Consider the following 15,832-nt stretch of genomic DNA (forward strand, 5'->3'; position numbering starts at 1 on the left):
CGTGAGTTGCTTGATCTTTGCGGCAAGACCGTTTAGCTTAGGTCTTGGTGAGCGCCCTCAGCGCGCTTTAGCACCGACCTAACCCCCCGCCTTTTCTCTTTTTCTCCGTGGAACACAATCCACGGATAGCAGTCGTAGTTCCCTTTTGAATCACACAAAGGAGGCCGACATGCTTAGTCCTCATGAAATTGCCGCGCTGCTTTTGCTTGGCGACACGCAAGAGATCGATGACCTCGAACCCGAGCAGTTGGATGGCTTGCTGGTGAACAAGCTGGTCACGATGGAGCACGGTGCCTGCCCTCGCCTGACGAATCAGGGACATTCGATGCTTGAGGTGGTGCGCCGCATCCGGTGAGCGTTGGTGCTGCGATAGCCCACGCAATCGCAGCACTGCGATCCCTGCAACCGCTTCGCGGTTAGGCCGCCAGGGACGGAGAGTGTTGGACTCCAAGCATCACCCTCTCCTGCATCGGGCACCAAGGACATCCGCCGACCTTAACTCGGCGCCCCGGCCATGCTCTGAGCCCATTCGAGTATCGGCTCGAACCGAGATGGCAGCAGCTGCTGGGCCTCCGCAAATGTAACCCAGCGAAATTCGTGGTGCTCTGGGCGTCCCAGCTCAGCGCTAATCGGCAAGCTCACGTCACCGCTTGATGACACCGCAAGATAGAAACGCGCGATCTTGCCGTTCGCATAGGGTTCCGTTTCGCGATAGCTTCCCCCCCAACGAAGCTCGAGCGTTGACAAGCCGGTTTCCTCCCTGGTTTCACGCATTGCGGCCGGTAATGACTCTTCGTTAGGCTCTGGCATGCCTTTGGGCATGTCCCAATTCCGATATGCGCGTAGGATCAGGCAGTGCCATTGACCAGCAATGGGTCGGAGCACAACCAAACCCGCAGAAAGCATAATGGGCGTCATTGTCAGTTTCACTCACACCCAGCATAGGTTATGCGTACTCGACAACACTGGAACCGCACCTTTTAGATCAGAATTAGGCGCCATTTCACCACCCAATTCTCAAAGCGCTGATGCGTCGTTGAAGTGGGGAAAAGTGCACGTTCGACATTGCGGCTTGCACTCTTAGCAGCGCCCTACGGTTGAGCGTCGCCGATGACAGCCCACGCATGGTGAGCGTCAATCAGGGAGCGGACGGAGTGCCTGGCCACGGCCCCCGTATGGCTTCTGTTAATTGCAGAACGGCTTCGCCTCTTTATCCAACAATTTCTTCATACCCGGCCGAATAGGCGGCTCCTGCCCGCTGGAATGCAGTAGGCTGGAGTTGCGGGTAGGCGATTGTGCGGGCGTGTGGAATCGGCAACCGCGTTGCTATCTCAAGACGCAATGTCGCGGTGAGTTATCGCTCAACCGAAAGTGTGTGCGTCGAAAGCCGGTTGCGACATCCGCAGCATCTCTTCTGTCCCCAAGCTTTCCTACGAATATCTTCTCCGCCGGTTCGCTTGTACGGAGTCTGTATGCTCTATCAGATTTTTGAATATCAACGGGCAATGATGCTGGCGTGGGCGGATCAATCAGCCCAAGCCTTTGCCAGCCCGCTCAGTCCCTTTGCATATATTCCGGGCGCGGAGCACCTTGCTGCGGGCTGGGAAAGATTCCATTGTCTCGGCGCGGCCTGCGACGAACCCGCGTTTGGCATCACGGCCATTCTTCGTGATGGATGTGTCGTTCCAGTGGTCGAGCAAGTCGTCTTGGAAAGCCCGTTTTGCCGCCTGCGGCGTTTTGAAGCTGCTGCAGCGGTTGGGCACGAAGACGTTCAGCAAGCGATCCTCGTCTGTGCTCCCCTTGCTGGCCATCATGCCGTCATGCTTCGTGAGGTGGTGCAATCGCTGCTGCAAGAGCACATTGTCTATGTCACGGACTGGACCAATGCGCGCCATGTTCCGGTGGCAGACGGCACGTTTCATTTGGACGACTATGTCATTCATGTTCAGCGTTTTATCCGTCAGATCGACGTAGTGCCGCTGCATGTGCTTGCCATTTGCCAGGCCACTGTACCAGCATTGGCCGCCATCGCGCTGCTGGCAAGCCGCGATGAGACGACACCATGCAGCCTGACTCTCATCGGCGGTCCGATCGACGCACGTCGCAGCCCCACTGCGATTGGGCGCCTCGCCTCAAGCCAGTCTATCCAATGGTTTCGACGCAATCTGGTCTACGCAGTGCCGCAGCCGTATGCAGGTGCTGGACGTCAGGTCTGTCCGAGTTTCGTGCAGTTCTCCGGACTCGCCGCCGCGCAGCCATTCCCGCTGTGGGATCTTTGGGGGGACTATTGTGTGAATCTTGCTCGTGGCGATGTCGAGTGTGCGAATTCCCACTGGCAAGCGTTGCTGGACTATAGTGCTGTGCTTGACATGGCCGCCGAGTTCTATCTCGACACTGTTCGGACCGTCTTTCAGGAGTTTCAGATCGCCTTCGGCACCTGGCAAGTGCGGGGTAAGGCCGTGCGTCCGCAGGACATCCGCTCCACAGCATTGCTTACCATCGAAGGCGAGCTTGACGACATATCCGGCCGCGGACAAACGCACGCCGCTCATGACCTGTGCCGAGGCCTATCCTCACGCGACAAGCGACTCGTCACGATTCCCGGATGCAATCACTACGACTTATTCCGTGGACCAACCTGGCGAAGCGAAGTCTTCCCCAGCATTTGCGATATGACACGACACCACATGTAACCGCTTGGCATCTTGCCGAATCAGCGCGTGAGTCCGATTCACGAGTAGCCCTGCCTTTGCCGTTCATGTCCACCCAACGGCGCGTCCATCGTCACATCTATTTTGCCGGCACAGAAGGAGCTACTGATGTACCTGCATCGCAAGTCAGTGACGAAATGCGTGATATGGGCTGGCAGCGTGATTTTTGGCACTTTGGCTTCGGCCGCGCCGGCTCAACTTCCGCCGGAATACGTAAAGCCGGATCAGATCACCACGTCCGGCATCTCCTCCGGCGGCTACATGGCAGTACAAATGCATGTGGCCTACTCCGCCCTCGTCAATGGCACCGGGATCATTGCAGGTGGGCCGTATGCCTGCGCGCAAACGGGAAAAGGAGAGCAGGCGAATCTGCAGCGCGCGCTTGGCCCGTGCATGGCGGGAGACTATTCTATCTTGCAGCGCACGTGGTGCTTTCTGGGGCTTGCAATCTGTGCCGGAACGGATGCACCCGACGTAGCCCGTTCGGTGGAGGCAACCCGCAAGCGAGCGATGGCAGGCGAAATCGATCCCGTAACCAACCTGAGAACTCAACGCGTTCTCTTGGTCTTGGGAATGCGCGATCACACCATCAAGCCGGCGGTCATGAATGCGTTGGCGGCCTATTACCGGAGCTTTGTGCGGGCGGAAAACCTGCGCTATGAAACGATCCCCGACGCAGATCATACCTTTCCGACTGACTCCTACCGCGACGGCAACCCCTGCTCGACTTCTGCCGCACCTTTCATTAGCGATTGCAGCTTCGACGCTGCCGGGCGGATCCTGAAGCATCTCTATGGGAATCTTCAGCCTCGTAACGAAGGCCTGCCACGCGGGCACCTGATCGAATTCGACCAGGCTGAGTTCCTTCGCGCCCCGGAGAGCCAGAGCATGGCGCGCACGGGATGGGTCTACGTACCAGTGAGCTGCGCGTCAAAGCGCTGCCGTCTGCACGTGGTATTTCATGGCTGCAGTCAAAGTTTCTCCGAAATCCAGCGAAGATTCATCGAGCATGCAGGCTACAACCCATGGGCCGATACCAACGACATCGTGGTCCTCTATCCCCAAACCATTGCATCAGCCGTTACACCTTACAACCCAAAGGGTTGCTGGGACTGGTGGGGCTACACAGATTCGGAAAAATGGGATACGAAAGACGCGGTCCAGCTTAAAGCGATCAAGGGCATGATTGACCGCCTGAAATCTACCCGATAACGCGCCTCATACTCTGCTAGAGAGCGACATTGCTGCGAACATACGGTGTCGCGGTAGATCGCGGCGTCGGCTCCCGCTGCTGCGCCGGTTTCGCCCCCGGCAACAAGAAGGGTGAAATAGATTTCCTTGCGCTTAGCGCCTGAGTCGCAACGGCGGGCACGGTGTCGCTAACGAACCATGCTCCGCCCCCCAGTCATTGCATGTGCTGCCCGCCGTAGTTGGTTTGCCCAAACGCACCCTTCGAGCCGTTGATGGAAGAGATATTGATGATGCGCCCCCACCCCCGCTCCACCATAGCAGCTACTGGGCACCCGAAGCTAGCGCGCCATCTTCCCATCCGCATCATCGGTGAAGTGGTAAAGGTGCGTGTTGTCCGGCTCCTCGCCGATTCTTTCGCCGCTCGGGCGGAACTCGATATGGCGCTTGTAATTTTCGCTGTCGACCCAGGCATCGCGTGTGGCGAACTTCATCGCCTCGGGGTAAGGCATGGGGTCCTTTGATTTCTCGATCTCAAGCAGCATCGTCTGTTCGTTGACACGCACGCTGTACTTACCGAGATTGAAAAGGAGGTACATCGCCAGAAGGTTGTCATAGTCTTGGTAGGCTCCGGCGTCGCGGCGGAAGTCTAGCGATAGCACCGAGGGAAAGCGATCAGGCAGGTCCTTGAATGCCACCTTCTCTTCCTCTTGCGGGTCGACATAGCTCGAGCCACGGTACTTCTTGTACAGCACCACGTCCATGCCATAGTTGCGCCGGCCCCACTCCTTGATCAGCTTCATCGCCATCTCGGTGGGGACGTTGGCGGTGGCGGCCGCGACCACGCGCCGTCCTGACAGAACTCTGGCGCTGGTCACCTCCAGGTCACGATAGGCAGCGCCAAACTTGAAGGCGGCACCGATCGTCTTGGCGCAGTTCAGGCGCAGGTAGTCGTACTTGATCTGGCCTCGGTGATACTCGGTGTTACTGCGCTGCCGGTGATAGTCGTCGTTGATGCGGCGGAAATATGCTGCCAAGGCGGCCCTGTCTGCCGCTGGCACGCCATAGACACGCACACCGATGACCGACCGTTTGTAGATTTCGCCGAAGTCCAACCCAAACGATGCCGTCTCGGCGACCGTGGAGACCGTCCTGAACAGGTATTCCTGCTTGGGTATGGCAATCATCAAATCCGTGGTGTAGTAGCCGCTCACGTGCTTGCGGTCTCGGTCCGCATAAAAGTTGGCCGAATACACCAGTTCATCGCCAAGCACATCGTCGCGGAGCGCCAGTGCGATATGGCCGGCCGATCCGCGCTTGGACGTGCCGAAGCTGATCAGCAACTCCAGATCATAGGGATCCTCGCGAAGCCGTGCTGCGACCTGGTCGATGTTGCTGGGCTCGAGGCCGCCCTTGCTGCCAAATTCGGCAGCAAGGGACGACTGTGGCAACAGAATTGCTACAGCGACGAACCAGAGCACTAGCCTAGCTCTCATTATGACCCCCGGCTCTCGGCCAGCGCGTGCCGCAGGCAACCTGCACGTCCCATGACCGCTTCTCAATGCCCCGGTGGCTGACCTGCCCACCAGGATCACTGAGCACTATAGTCAACAAAGGCGCTCAGGGAAAAACCGCCGGCCCCTGCTCTGCCGGACGATCAGGCAATGAATCCGCCATCGACCTTCAGGCAAAACCAGCTGCAAGTGGACCGTATCAGCGGATCGATCTGCAGGAATGTGAGGATCGATTCCGAAGTCGTGCAGACGCGACTGAGTGTCAGACTGCCGCGGCCGCGCGCAGTCGAGGTGGAACTCAACTTTGACAAATGCAGCACAGCGCATAGTATGAGTCTGTTTGCACACCAGACAGCAGATGGACCATGCGCCCCACTCGGATGGCATTGCTGCGCGATTGGCTGTTGGCGTCGCTTCTCGTCGGGCTGGGTAGCTTGCCGCTCCACGGTCTTGCGCAATCCCTGCCAGTCCCGGCGCCGCCGCAGGAGGCGATCCCCGCCTTCAAGACAGTCGACTCAATGGAAGCCCGCGTGCAGGGCTGCGTTACCTGCCACGGACAGAGCGGCCAGGGCACTGGCAATGGCTACTACCCGCGCATTGCTGGCAAACCAGCCGGCTATCTCTATAACCAACTGATCGCTTTTCGAGATGGCACCCGGCGTTATCCGCCGATGAACTACCTGGTCGCCTACCTGCCCGACCCCTATCTGAAGGAAATCGCCGAGTATTTCGCCAAGCTGCGCCCCGCTTTCGCGCCAAGTGCCCCTACCGCCGTCCCGCAGGCCGCCATGGCGCGCGGACAGGCACTGGTCGCAAGCGGCGATCCCAAGCAGGGCATTCCCGCGTGCGCCGCCTGCCACGGCGCCGGTCTGACCGGCATGGAGCCGGGCATTCCGGGCCTGGTCGGCCTGCGGCACGCCTACATCGTCGGCCAGCTCACGCGCTGGAAGGTGGGGGATCGGCACGCGACGGAGCCGGACTGCATGAAGCGCGTCGCCTCGCGGCTGTCGGATGCCGACATCTCGGCGGTAGCCGCCTGGCTGTCGCAGCAACAGCCTCCCAAGGACCCGTCGCCCGAGTCGTCCAACCTCGTACGCATGCCGCTCGCATGCGGCAGCCAGCGATGAGGGGCAGGCCATGAAAGCGCGTGGGTTGCTCATTCCCGTCATCGGCATCGTCGTTGTGGCGGGGCTGGGCGCTCTGGCCGTGCGGCTCGCGCATCGCGAACCGGCGAAAGCGCCCCCACCCGTCACCTCGGCAAACGGCGCGAAGGCGGCCGGCGTGCTGAACCCCGCCAGCCAGATCATCGCCAAGGGCGAGTACCTCGCCCGCGCCGGCGATTGCGTCGCCTGCCATACCGAGCCAAACAATCCCGCCTTTGCCGGCGGACGCGCCATGCCGACGCCCTTCGGCAACCTGTATGTTCCCAACATTACGCCCGACGACGAGACCGGCATCGGCCAATGGACCGACGACGACTTCTACCGGATGATGCACACCGGCGTCTCGCGCGACGGCTCCCTGCTCTACCCGGCCATGCCATTCGCCTCGTACACCAAGGTCACGCGCGAGGATTCGGACGCGATCTACGCGTATCTGATGTCGGTGCCACCGGTAAAGCGCGAGAACCATCCACACGAGCTGCGTTTCCCGTTCAACAAGCGCGAATTGCTGATCGGGTGGCGCACCCTCTACTTCACGGAAGGCGAGTTCAAGCCCGACCCGAGCCAGTCGGTCCAATGGAACCGTGGCGCCTATCTCGTGCAGGGGCTCGGCCACTGCGCCATGTGCCATACCGCGATCAATGCGCTGGGCGGCTCCAGCGAGTCGAAGGAATTCGAAGGCGGCATGATTCCGAACCAGAACTGGTACGCGCCGTCACTCACCTCGAACCGCGAGGCCGGGCTTGGCAACTGGCCAATCCAGGATATCGTCGACCTGCTGCAGGTCGGCGTCTCGCACCGTGCCACGGTGTACGGACCGATGGCGGAGGTCGTCTATAACAGCCTGCAATACATGAGCGACGAGGATGTGCAGGCGATGGCCGTCTACCTGAAGGCCCTGCCGCAGCGCGACACCGAGGCGCCGCCGCCCAGCCAGGAGCGGCTGGTACAGCCGGCCGTGATGGAGGCAGGCCGCCAGATCTACCAGCAGCAATGCGCGAAGTGCCACGCCGAAGACGGCAAGGGCCATCCGCCGTCCTACCCGCCGCTGGCCGCAAATCAGTCGATCACGATGTCGTCTCCGGTCAATGCCATCCGCATGGTGCTCAACGGCGGCTATGCGCCCGGCACGCAGAAGAACCCGCGCCCGCATGGCATGCCGCCCTTCTCTCACATCCTCAACGACGACCAGGCCGCCGCCGTGGTGACTTATATCCGCGTAGCCTGGGGCAATACCGGCACCCCGGTGGCGACGCAGCAGGTCAACGAGTTGCGCAAGCTGCTGCCGGAATAACCGATCACAACCAGACGAGGCCAGACATGCCAGAACCTCTCGATCACAACGAACCGCGCCCGGCCGATGCCGAGGTGCATCGCGTGGTCAGCGCAGGCCCGTCCGGTACCTTCGCCGTGGCCGGTGTGGCGACGGCGATCGTCGTTCTCATCTACCTCGTCTTCTTTTTCTTCGTACACGTGCCGCGGGGGCTGGTCCAGTGACGGCCGCGCCGCAAACCCCCGCTGCGCCGGATGGCCACCGCGCCGAGTCAGTCGCCGTGGCGGCCGAGCGCCGCTGGGCCATGGTGGTCGGGCTGATCATCGCGGTCATCATCCTGCTCATGATCTTCGCCAGCGTCCACTGGGCGTCCATGCCGCCGTCACGCGTGGAGACGGTCAACGTCAAGACGCTGCACCTCGAAGGCGAGTTCGTCGAAGGCAACCTCGGCACGGCGGTCGACCCCGATGGCAAGGTCACGGTGCGGCTAGTTGCCCAGCAGTATTCGTTCGAGCCGCAGTGCATCGTGGTGCCGCAGGGCATGCCGGTGACGTTCCGCGGTACCAGCGCCGACGCGGTGCACGGGTTCATCGTCGGCACGACCAACGCCAACACCATGCTGATCCCCGGCTTCGTGGCGACGTTCACCACCACCTTCAACCAGACGGGCGAGCACCTGATGCCCTGTCACGAGTACTGCGGCATTGGCCACGAGGCCATGTGGGCGAAGGTGCAGGTCCTCCCGCGCGAGGACTTCATGGCCCGTGCGCGCAACACGGAAAGGATGACCTGTGTTCCTCGCTAGAAAGCTCGTTCTCGCCCATTTCTGGGTGGCATTCATCGCCTTTCTGGGCGCGATCCTGCTCGGCGAATGGCAGATGTTCATCCGCAGCCCGCTGGCGCAGTGGGTCAACAATCCCGAGCATTACTACCGCTCCGTCACCGCGCACGGCACGGTCATGGCGTACGTGATGCCCACGCTGGTAGCGATGGGGTTCGGCTACGCGGTCAGCGAACTCTCGCTCAAGCGGGCGCTGCTGGGCGTGCGCTGGGCGTGGATCGGCTACTGGCTGGTCATCGCCGGCACGGTGCTGGCGGCGGCGACCATGGGGCTTGGCAGGGCGTCGGTCCTGTATACCTTCTACCCGCCGATGATCGGCAGCCCGTTCTACTACTTCGGCGTAGTGCTGGTGGTGGTCGGCTCGTGGATATGGGTGGCGCTGATGTCGGTCAACCTGGCCGCCTGGAAGCGCGATAATCCGGGCGCGACCGTGCCGCTGGCCATGTACGGCATCGTGGCGGGCGCCTACCTTTGGGCATGGACCTCGCTGGGCGCGGCCATCGAAGTGCTGGTACTGATCCTGCCGGCATCGCTGGGGCTGACCGACACCATCAATGCCGGACTGGCACGGGTCTTTTTCTCCTGGACACTCCATGCCATCGTTTATTTCTGGCTGATTCCCGCCTATGTCGCCTTCTACAGCATCGTGCCGCGGGCCATCGGCGGACGGCTCTACAGCGACACCATGGGCCGCGTGGCGTTCGCGCTGTTCCTGGTCTTCTCGATGCCGATTGGCATCCACCACCTGTTCGCCGATCCGCAAGTCGGCTCAGGCTTCAAGTTCGTCCATGCGGCGATGACGGCAATGGTGTCGGTCCCGACGCTGCTGACTGTCTTCACCATCGTCGCCTCGGTCGAGATCGCTGCCCGGTTGCGCGGCGGCCGCGGCGCGTTCGGCTGGTTGGCCGCGCTGCCGTGGCACAACCCGATGATGCTGGCTGTGACGTTCTCGTTCATCATGCTGGGCCTCGGTGGCGCGGGGGGCATCATCAACATGAGCTACCAGCTCAACGAGACGATCCACAACACCCAATGGGTGACCGGCCACTTCCACCTGATCTTTGGCGGCGCCATCGTCATCATGTACATGGCGCTGGCCTACGACCTCTGGCCGCAGCTGACCGGCCGCGGGCCCCTGCCGGCCGGGCTGATGCGCCTGCAGCTGTGGCTTTGGTTCCTTGGCATGCTGGTGCTGTCGCTACCGTGGCACTGGGTAGGGCTGCTCGGCATGCCACGCCGCATGGCGTACTACGACTACAGCCACCCCGCGCTGCAGCCGCAGGCGTGGACGGTCATCGCCTCTACGCTCGGCGGGCTGGTGATGGTGCTGTCGGCGCTCCTCTTCGTCATCCTCCTCGCCGCCGGCCACCGCCGCCCGGCCGGCACGCCCGCGCCCTACACCTTCAGCGAGACGCTGCACCCGGAGGCGCGTCCTCCGGCAGCGCTGAACGGCCTGGGGCTGTGGGTGGCGATGATGATCGCGCTCACGCTGGTCAACTACGGTTATCCGATCGTCCAGCTGGCAGTGCTTGACAACGCGTCGGTGCCAGTGGTGCCGATTGGTAGCCGCTGACTCGGCTGCTCACAGGCCAAACAGGAGACCCGGTCAATGTCCGCGCACCACAACCCCATCGGCAGCAAGAGCGTATTGGCGCTGGTCGTGCTGACGGTGGTGCTGGCGCTGGTCGGCTTCATCTGGCTTCCCTCCGTACAAAACGATTTCTCCGCACGCGGCGTGTGGGACGCCATCTGCCGCGCCGCCGGCGCCCCTGCCAGCTGGAATAGCCAGCGCACCTCGCGCAACGGCCACATCGCCACCAATGTCGTGCTTGACCGGAGCATGGCCCACGCCGCTCCCGCCGACGTCATCGGCCGCGGCGCCACGCTGGCCCTGAACAATTGCACGATGTGCCACGGCGCGCGCGGCATGAGCGCGTCCAATGCGCCCAACCTTGCCGGCCAGTACCCGGAAGTCGTCATCAAGCAGTTGCAGGATTACCGGTCCGGCAAGCGCGGCAGCGCAATCATGGAATCGCTGGCCCGCAACCTGTCCGAACGCGACATCACCGACCTCGCCGCCTACTACGCCTCGCTCCCCAAGGCCCGTACCGCACCGACCACCTACGACGAATCCCTGCCCCCACTCGTCCGCGTGGGCGACCCGCTGCGCAACGTCGCGCCGTGCATCTCGTGCCACGGCGGCGTAGACCAGAAGTTCGGCGCACCATGGCTGGAAGGCATGCCGCATGACTACCTCACCACTGAACTGCGCGCCTTTCGCAACGGGCAGCGGCGCAACGACGCCGAAGGCCAGATGCGCAACATGGCCAGGGCAATGACGGACAAGGAGATTGAAGAGGTGGCGGGTTTTTACGCACGAAAAGCGGCGGCCGAAGGGCAGTAGTCAAAGCACGAGTGCCCCACTTCACCCTCGCATCACCGCCCATGTGCGCCCGATAGGATCGGTAAATGACTCCTTGGTAGAGACCCGTGGCATGCGTCGACTGATCTAGCTTCATGACTAAGCAGGCGTGCAGCTGCCAATGGCCCTGAAAACCTGCTGGTCGCTAACGTTTCACGCCATGATATTGACGCCGCCATCCACATACAGCGTTTCGCCCGACAGCCGCCGGGCGTAGGGCGTGGCCAGGAAGGCGCAGGTGTACCCCACATCCATAATGTCGACCAACTCGCCAAGTGGCGCGCGTTCCACAGCGTCAGCAAGCATCAGATCGAATCCCTTTAGCCCGGACGCAGCACGGGTCTGCAGCGGCCCAGGCGAGATCGCATGCACGCGGATGCCGCGCGGGCCCAATTCGTACGCGAGGTAGCGTGACACTGCTTCCAGGGCGGCCTTCACCGGACCCATGACGTTGTAGTTCGGCACCACCTTGTTGGCGCCGTGGTAGCTCATGGTGAACATGGTGCCACCATCGCTCATCAGAGGCGCCGCCAGCCGGGCCATGCGCACGAAGGAGTGGCAGGACACATCCATGGCCTTGGCAAAGCCTTCGGCCGAACAATCGAGCAGGCCGCCCTGCAGATCGTCTTTCGGTGCCCAGGCGACCGAATGCACCAGAATATCGAGCTTTCCCCACTGCTCCCCGATTCGCGCGAACAACTGGTCCATTTCCGCCTGGCTCGTGACATCCAGGGGCAGAAAGATGGAAGCATCAAGCTCCTGCGCCACCGGCTCGACAAACTGGCGGGCCTTTTCGCTGGCATAAGTCATCGCGACCTCCGCTCCCAGTTCGCGGAAGGCTTTGGCGCACCCATAAGCAATGGAGTGTTCGTTCGCAATCCCGCAGACAAGTGCGCGGGCGTTGGCAAGAATCGGATGTTGCTGTGCTGCAGTCATGTCACTCTCTCCCGGATTCATCATTGCCAGTGAACTGTGGATGACCATGCCGCTCCCTTGATCGGCTATGACGGCGGTCATCGTGCGGGCACTGCGAGGGCCTCCCTGGTATGCCTGGCAATCATCAGTTCCTCGTTGGTCGGGATGACCCAGACTGGGACATGGCCCGAGGCCAAGCTGATGCGCGGTCCGTCGCCGGCGTTCGCCGCAGAATCGACGCTCACGCCGAGCCATGCCGCCAGTTGGCATACGCGCTCGCGGATCGGCGCGGCATGCTCGCCAATGCCTGCGGTGAACACCAGCGCGTCCAGCCCCTGCGCGGCCGCGGCCAGCGAGCCAAGCTCCCGGGCGATGCGGTACGTGTACAACTCCACGGCAAAGCGGGCTTGCGCATCGTCGCTGGCGAGCAGCGCGCGCATATCGCTCGACAGGCCGGAGACGCCAAGCAGGCCGGACTTGCGGTAGATCAGGTCCTCGATGGCGTGGGCATCCATGCCGAGTTCGCGGATCAGGTACAGGATCACGCCTGGATCGAGACTGCCGCAGCGGGTTCCCATCGGCAGGCCGTCCACCGCGGTAAAGCCCATGGTGCTGGCCACGCTGCGTCCCGCCACCAGCGCGCACATGCTGCTGCCGTTGCCAAGGTGGGCGACGACGGTGCGGCCAGCCGCCGCGCCGGCATCAACGCTCGGGAGCACACTGGCGATGTACTCGTAGGACAGTCCGTGGAAGCCGTAGCGCCTGACGCCTCGCGCGGTCACCTCCGCTGGCAATGCGAATGCCTGTGCCACTTCCGGCTGCGCCCGGTGGAAGGCGGTATCGAAGCAGGCGACTTGCGGGAGTTCCGGACGCCGCTCGGCGAGGATGCGGATCGGCTTGAGGTTGTGGGGCTGGTGCAAGGGGGCGAGGGGGCAAAGCGTGTCCAGTTCCGCCAGCACCGCATCGGTCACCCTTGCTGGCTGGGTATAGCGTACCCCGCCATGCACCACCCGGTGCCCCACCGCGCTGAGCGCATGCCCTTCTCCGTGGCCGCGCAGGAAGTCCGCCAGGAAGGCGATGGCTCCCTCGTGCCCAAGCTCGGTGCCGGCATCCCACCGCCTGGTCTCGATCTCTGCCCCCGCCGCGTCTGTCGCGCGGAACGCCGGCGTCGTGTAAAGCCCATCGATGCTGCCGCGCAGCACCAGCCTCAGTGTGTCGTCATGGGTATCGTAGGCACAGTACTTGATGCTCGATGAACCCGCATTCAGGACCAGGATCAATTCGGCCATGACATCACCCCGCCACCTGGCCGGATTGCCGGCGAGCGCTGGCCACCAGCGCGGCCACCGCGCAGGACGCCAGCCGGGTCGTGACGGAGTCAGCGCGGCTTGTCAGGATGATCGGCACCCGCGCGCCCAGCACGATGCCGGCGGCATCGGCGCCGGCCAGGAAGGTCAGGCTTTTGGCTAACATGTTGCCGGCGTCCAGGTCCGGCACCAGCAAGACATTGGCGCGCCCGGCCACCGGTGAATCAATCTTCTTGATCCGCGCCGCATCCAGGTTGATGGCATTGTCCAGGGCAAGCGGTCCGTCGACGACCGCACCGGTGATCTGGTGGCGGTCAACCATCTTGCACAGCGCGGCGGCATCGAGCGTGGACGGCACCTTGGGGTTGACCGTCTCCATCGCCGAAAGAATCGCCACGCGCACCTCCTTGACCCGCAAGGCATGGGCCAGGTCGATCGCGTTCTGCAGGATGTCGGCCTTCTCGGCCAGCGTCGGGGCAATATTGACGGCGGCGTCGGTGACGATCAAAGCGTCCTCGTGGCCAGGCACGTCCATCACGAAGCAGTGGCTGATGCGCCGGGCGGTACGCAAGCCGCTATCGCCCTTGACCACGGCTCCCATTAGCTCGTCGGTATGGAGACTGCCTTTCATCAAGGCCTCGGCCTTGCTTTCGCGCACCAGTTGCACGGCGGCAGCCGCTGCCGCGTGACTGTGCTCGGCATCGACAATCGGGTACTCGCGGATGTCAAGGCCGGCTGCGCGCGCGGCGTCCTCGATGCGGGAACGTGGCCCGACCGGGATCGGCGCGATCAGCCCCAGCCGGGCGGCCTCTACCGCGCCTTCCAGCGAAGACTGGTCGCACGGATGCGCCACCGCGGTCGGCGTGGGCGGCATGGTCTTGCAGTAGTCAATCAGACGCTGGTACTTCTCATGCTTGGCGTTCACGGTTTGCTCCTGCGTCAGGTTCTCGGTGTCGGCCGACAGCAAAGGCATGCGCCCGCCGACAGCCCGCTACGATGCGCGGGTAAGCGGCACGGCCGCGCCGCGCACGCGTTCCGGCCTGGTGCCGANCACCGTGCGGATCCGCTCCAGCATTGCCGCCTGCTCGACGGTGGGCGTGGCNCCAAGCACGCGCTCATCGGTACGCAGCTTCTCCGCCAGCGCCTGCAGCCGCTGGCGGTCGGCCTGATGCCTGAGCAAGGCCGGCAGCGTCGCGAGCNCCTCCTCGGGCGCGTAGCGCGTGATCAGTTCCTGCCGGCCGCGGATCTTGCGCCAGGCGTCCGGCTCCAGTTCGGGCAGCAGATCCGCATAGTCCGTGACCAACTCCTTGCGCAACTCCAGCCTGGACAGCGGCAGGGGCTCACCCTTACGGCTCAGCAGGCAGGCCAGCCGGGCAATGGCCTCGGCATATCCGCCTTGCCCGGCCGCGGCCAGCGCCGCTTTGACTTCCGGCAGGTCCCGCGGGGCGGTCGCCGCCGATGTACCCGCACGGGCGGAAGGCTCGCTCCTTGGCAGGAACGGGAACAGGGCATACACGTTGAAAAAGGTGTACTCGGTCATCGCATCGCGTACGGCCCGAAATGCATCCAATCCAGCGCTGAGCACTTCCGCCCCCGCCTGTTCCTGCTGCCGCAGCGGATGGTCCGGTTCCAGCGCTTGCCGGTTTGCCTTGACCTCGTCGGCGGCAGGCTTTAACCATGCCATCCACGGATTCAGGTCCGAGAACAACCAGTTCTGCATGCGTAGCGGATGGAATTCGCGCAGCACCCGCGCTGTCATCTCATTGGACACCGCCTGGACGTAAGGCTGCGCAAACAGCTCGTAGGCGCGCTGCGTGAAGTCCGACAGGTTGGCGACCGTCTGGAACGGCTTCTCGTCGACGCGCTCAAAGCGGTTAAGTCTGCTGGCAATCTCTTCGAGCGAGTGCTCCTCGAACTCGACCTCATACTCTACGCCANCGCTGCCCTTGCGCTCATGGATGACCATGCCGTAGAGCCCCGGCGGCNGCAGNTCGATGCTCTTGAGCANCGAGACGATCTGCGCGTGCTCCTTCTGCGCGACCTTGCCGGAGACGAANATGCCGAGATGGCCGACGCTCCGGTGCATCATGCCGACGATCACCTGGCCGCGNGCCTTNATCTCCTCGGTACTGCCGTAGATGTCCACCACCCAATTGAATGCCTGCTGCGGCGGGGTGATATTGTCGCCCATCGAGGCAAACAGCACGATGGGCGAGCGGATCTCGCGTAAGTCGAACGCCTTGCCGCCGGCGTTTTTGACGTCACCCCCCCAGAGCTTGTTGCCGACGAACAGATTGCGCGTGATCCATTCGATCTCCTCGCGGTTCATCAGGTAGTAGCCGCCCCACCAGCGTTCGAATTCCAGAAAGCGCGGCGGCTCGGTATCGGCNTTCTCGTACAGGTTGTAGTACTTGTCCCAGAGACTGTTGGCCGGATTCAGGTTCTCGAAATTCTGGACCAACCAGGCGCCGTCAAACTTGCCGTTGCCCAGATCCGCC

Annotated in this window: 15 protein-coding genes and 1 pseudogene; 9 read left to right on the top strand and 7 right to left on the bottom strand. The window is 62.8% G+C overall.

The features are described 5' to 3' along the window. The first annotated feature begins 169 nt into the window (after positions 1-169). A complete protein-coding gene (locus A3A5_RS0129870) occupies positions 170-355 on the top strand; it encodes a hypothetical protein (RefSeq protein ID WP_018314114.1) in 186 nt (61 codons plus the stop codon). Positions 356-495: 140 nt separating this feature from the next. Here A3A5_RS0129870 and A3A5_RS0129875 read toward each other — a convergent pair whose 3' ends face one another. After that, positions 496-918, bottom strand: coding sequence for an NUDIX domain-containing protein (locus tag A3A5_RS0129875; protein ID WP_026201267.1), 423 nt, complete (start codon positions 916-918; stop codon positions 496-498). A 554-nt stretch (positions 919-1,472) separates the two neighbouring features. Between A3A5_RS0129875 and phaZ the strand changes: the two genes are divergently transcribed. Together phaZ and A3A5_RS0129890 are read left to right on the top strand one after the other, a co-directional pair. Beyond that, positions 1,473-2,693 carry a polyhydroxyalkanoate depolymerase gene (gene phaZ / locus A3A5_RS39540; protein WP_035813984.1) on the top strand — a complete coding sequence of 407 codons (1,221 nt, stop codon included), beginning with the start codon at positions 1,473-1,475 and terminating at the stop codon, positions 2,691-2,693. A gap of 126 nt (positions 2,694-2,819) precedes the next feature. Then, entirely contained in the window at positions 2,820-3,923 is a 1,104-nt protein-coding gene (locus A3A5_RS0129890) for a hypothetical protein (RefSeq protein WP_018314118.1), read from the top strand. Between the two features lie 214 nt (positions 3,924-4,137). On the opposite strand, the pseudogene A3A5_RS43675 reads toward A3A5_RS0129890, so the two are convergent. Both A3A5_RS43675 and A3A5_RS0129895 read right to left on the bottom strand, forming a co-directional pair. After that, positions 4,138-4,218: pseudogene (locus tag A3A5_RS43675) on the bottom strand (beta-ketoacyl-ACP reductase); the annotation flags it as partial. Between the two features lie 22 nt (positions 4,219-4,240). Continuing rightward, positions 4,241-5,380, bottom strand: a complete 1,140-nt coding sequence (locus A3A5_RS0129895) for a hypothetical protein (RefSeq protein WP_026201269.1) — start codon at positions 5,378-5,380, stop codon at positions 4,241-4,243. Positions 5,381-5,778: 398 nt separating this feature from the next. Here A3A5_RS0129895 and A3A5_RS0129900 point away from each other — a divergent pair, with 398 nt between their 5' ends. The 6 genes from A3A5_RS0129900 (at position 5,779) to A3A5_RS0129925 (ending at position 11,094) form a co-directional block, all read left to right on the top strand. Beyond that, on the top strand, positions 5,779-6,540 hold the full coding sequence (locus tag A3A5_RS0129900; RefSeq protein ID WP_035813990.1) for a c-type cytochrome: 762 nt from the start codon (positions 5,779-5,781) through the stop codon (positions 6,538-6,540). Positions 6,541-6,550: 10 nt separating this feature from the next. Next, entirely contained in the window at positions 6,551-7,870 is a 1,320-nt protein-coding gene (locus tag A3A5_RS0129905; protein WP_026201270.1) for a cytochrome c, read from the top strand. Positions 7,871-7,896: 26 nt separating this feature from the next. Next, a complete protein-coding gene (locus A3A5_RS44190) occupies positions 7,897-8,073 on the top strand; it encodes a hypothetical protein (protein WP_018314122.1) in 177 nt (58 codons plus the stop codon). Between the two features lie 80 nt (positions 8,074-8,153). Beyond that, a complete protein-coding gene (locus A3A5_RS0129915; RefSeq protein WP_051108589.1) occupies positions 8,154-8,654 on the top strand; it encodes a cytochrome c oxidase subunit II in 501 nt (166 codons plus the stop codon). Next, positions 8,641-10,263: a cbb3-type cytochrome c oxidase subunit I gene (locus tag A3A5_RS0129920; RefSeq protein WP_026201272.1), complete on the top strand. Its 1,623-nt coding sequence runs from the start codon at positions 8,641-8,643 to the stop codon at positions 10,261-10,263. The genes A3A5_RS0129915 and A3A5_RS0129920 overlap by 14 nt, the downstream gene beginning before the upstream one ends. A gap of 36 nt (positions 10,264-10,299) precedes the next feature. Then, complete coding sequence (locus tag A3A5_RS0129925) at positions 10,300-11,094, top strand: cytochrome c (protein WP_018314125.1); 795 nt, start codon at positions 10,300-10,302, stop codon at positions 11,092-11,094. A gap of 171 nt (positions 11,095-11,265) precedes the next feature. Here the strand turns inward: A3A5_RS0129925 and fabI are convergent, their stop codons facing one another. The 4 genes from fabI to A3A5_RS39545 form a co-directional block, all read right to left on the bottom strand. Then, complete coding sequence (gene fabI, locus A3A5_RS0129930) at positions 11,266-12,048, bottom strand: enoyl-ACP reductase FabI (RefSeq protein ID WP_026201273.1); 783 nt, start codon at positions 12,046-12,048, stop codon at positions 11,266-11,268. A gap of 77 nt (positions 12,049-12,125) precedes the next feature. Further along, positions 12,126-13,316, bottom strand: coding sequence for an acetate/propionate family kinase (locus tag A3A5_RS0129935; RefSeq protein ID WP_018314127.1), 1,191 nt, complete (start codon positions 13,314-13,316; stop codon positions 12,126-12,128). A gap of 4 nt (positions 13,317-13,320) precedes the next feature. After that, positions 13,321-14,259, bottom strand: a complete 939-nt coding sequence (locus A3A5_RS0129940; protein WP_026201274.1) for a phosphate acetyltransferase — start codon at positions 14,257-14,259, stop codon at positions 13,321-13,323. Between the two features lie 66 nt (positions 14,260-14,325). After that, positions 14,326-15,832: DUF3141 domain-containing protein (locus tag A3A5_RS39545; RefSeq protein WP_018314129.1), on the bottom strand; the 1,507-nt coding region annotated here is incomplete at its 5' end.

The organism is Cupriavidus sp. UYPR2.512 (genome assembly GCF_000379565.1).
Taxonomy (GTDB): domain Bacteria; phylum Pseudomonadota; class Gammaproteobacteria; order Burkholderiales; family Burkholderiaceae; genus Cupriavidus.

Bases quoted from the DNA above. Each gene is read 5' to 3' on its own strand.
- A3A5_RS0129925 (WP_018314125.1), top strand. From the start codon at position 10,300: ATGTCCGCGCACCACAACCCCATCGGCAGCAAGAGCGTATTGGCGCTG.
- A3A5_RS0129905 (WP_026201270.1), top strand. From the start codon at position 6,551: ATGAAAGCGCGTGGGTTGCTCATTCCCGTCATCGGCATCGTCGTTGTG.
- A3A5_RS0129890 (WP_018314118.1), top strand. From the start codon at position 2,820: ATGTACCTGCATCGCAAGTCAGTGACGAAATGCGTGATATGGGCTGGC.
- A3A5_RS0129915 (WP_051108589.1), top strand. From the start codon at position 8,154: ATGGTGGTCGGGCTGATCATCGCGGTCATCATCCTGCTCATGATCTTC.
- A3A5_RS0129870 (WP_018314114.1), top strand. From the start codon at position 170: ATGCTTAGTCCTCATGAAATTGCCGCGCTGCTTTTGCTTGGCGACACG.
- A3A5_RS0129900 (WP_035813990.1), top strand. From the start codon at position 5,779: ATGCGCCCCACTCGGATGGCATTGCTGCGCGATTGGCTGTTGGCGTCG.
- A3A5_RS44190 (WP_018314122.1), top strand. From the start codon at position 7,897: ATGCCAGAACCTCTCGATCACAACGAACCGCGCCCGGCCGATGCCGAG.
- fabI (WP_026201273.1), bottom strand. From the start codon at position 12,048: ATGACTGCAGCACAGCAACATCCGATTCTTGCCAACGCCCGCGCACTT.
- A3A5_RS0129875 (WP_026201267.1), bottom strand. From the start codon at position 918: ATGACGCCCATTATGCTTTCTGCGGGTTTGGTTGTGCTCCGACCCATT.
- A3A5_RS0129935 (WP_018314127.1), bottom strand. From the start codon at position 13,316: ATGGCCGAATTGATCCTGGTCCTGAATGCGGGTTCATCGAGCATCAAG.
- phaZ (WP_035813984.1), top strand. From the start codon at position 1,473: ATGCTCTATCAGATTTTTGAATATCAACGGGCAATGATGCTGGCGTGG.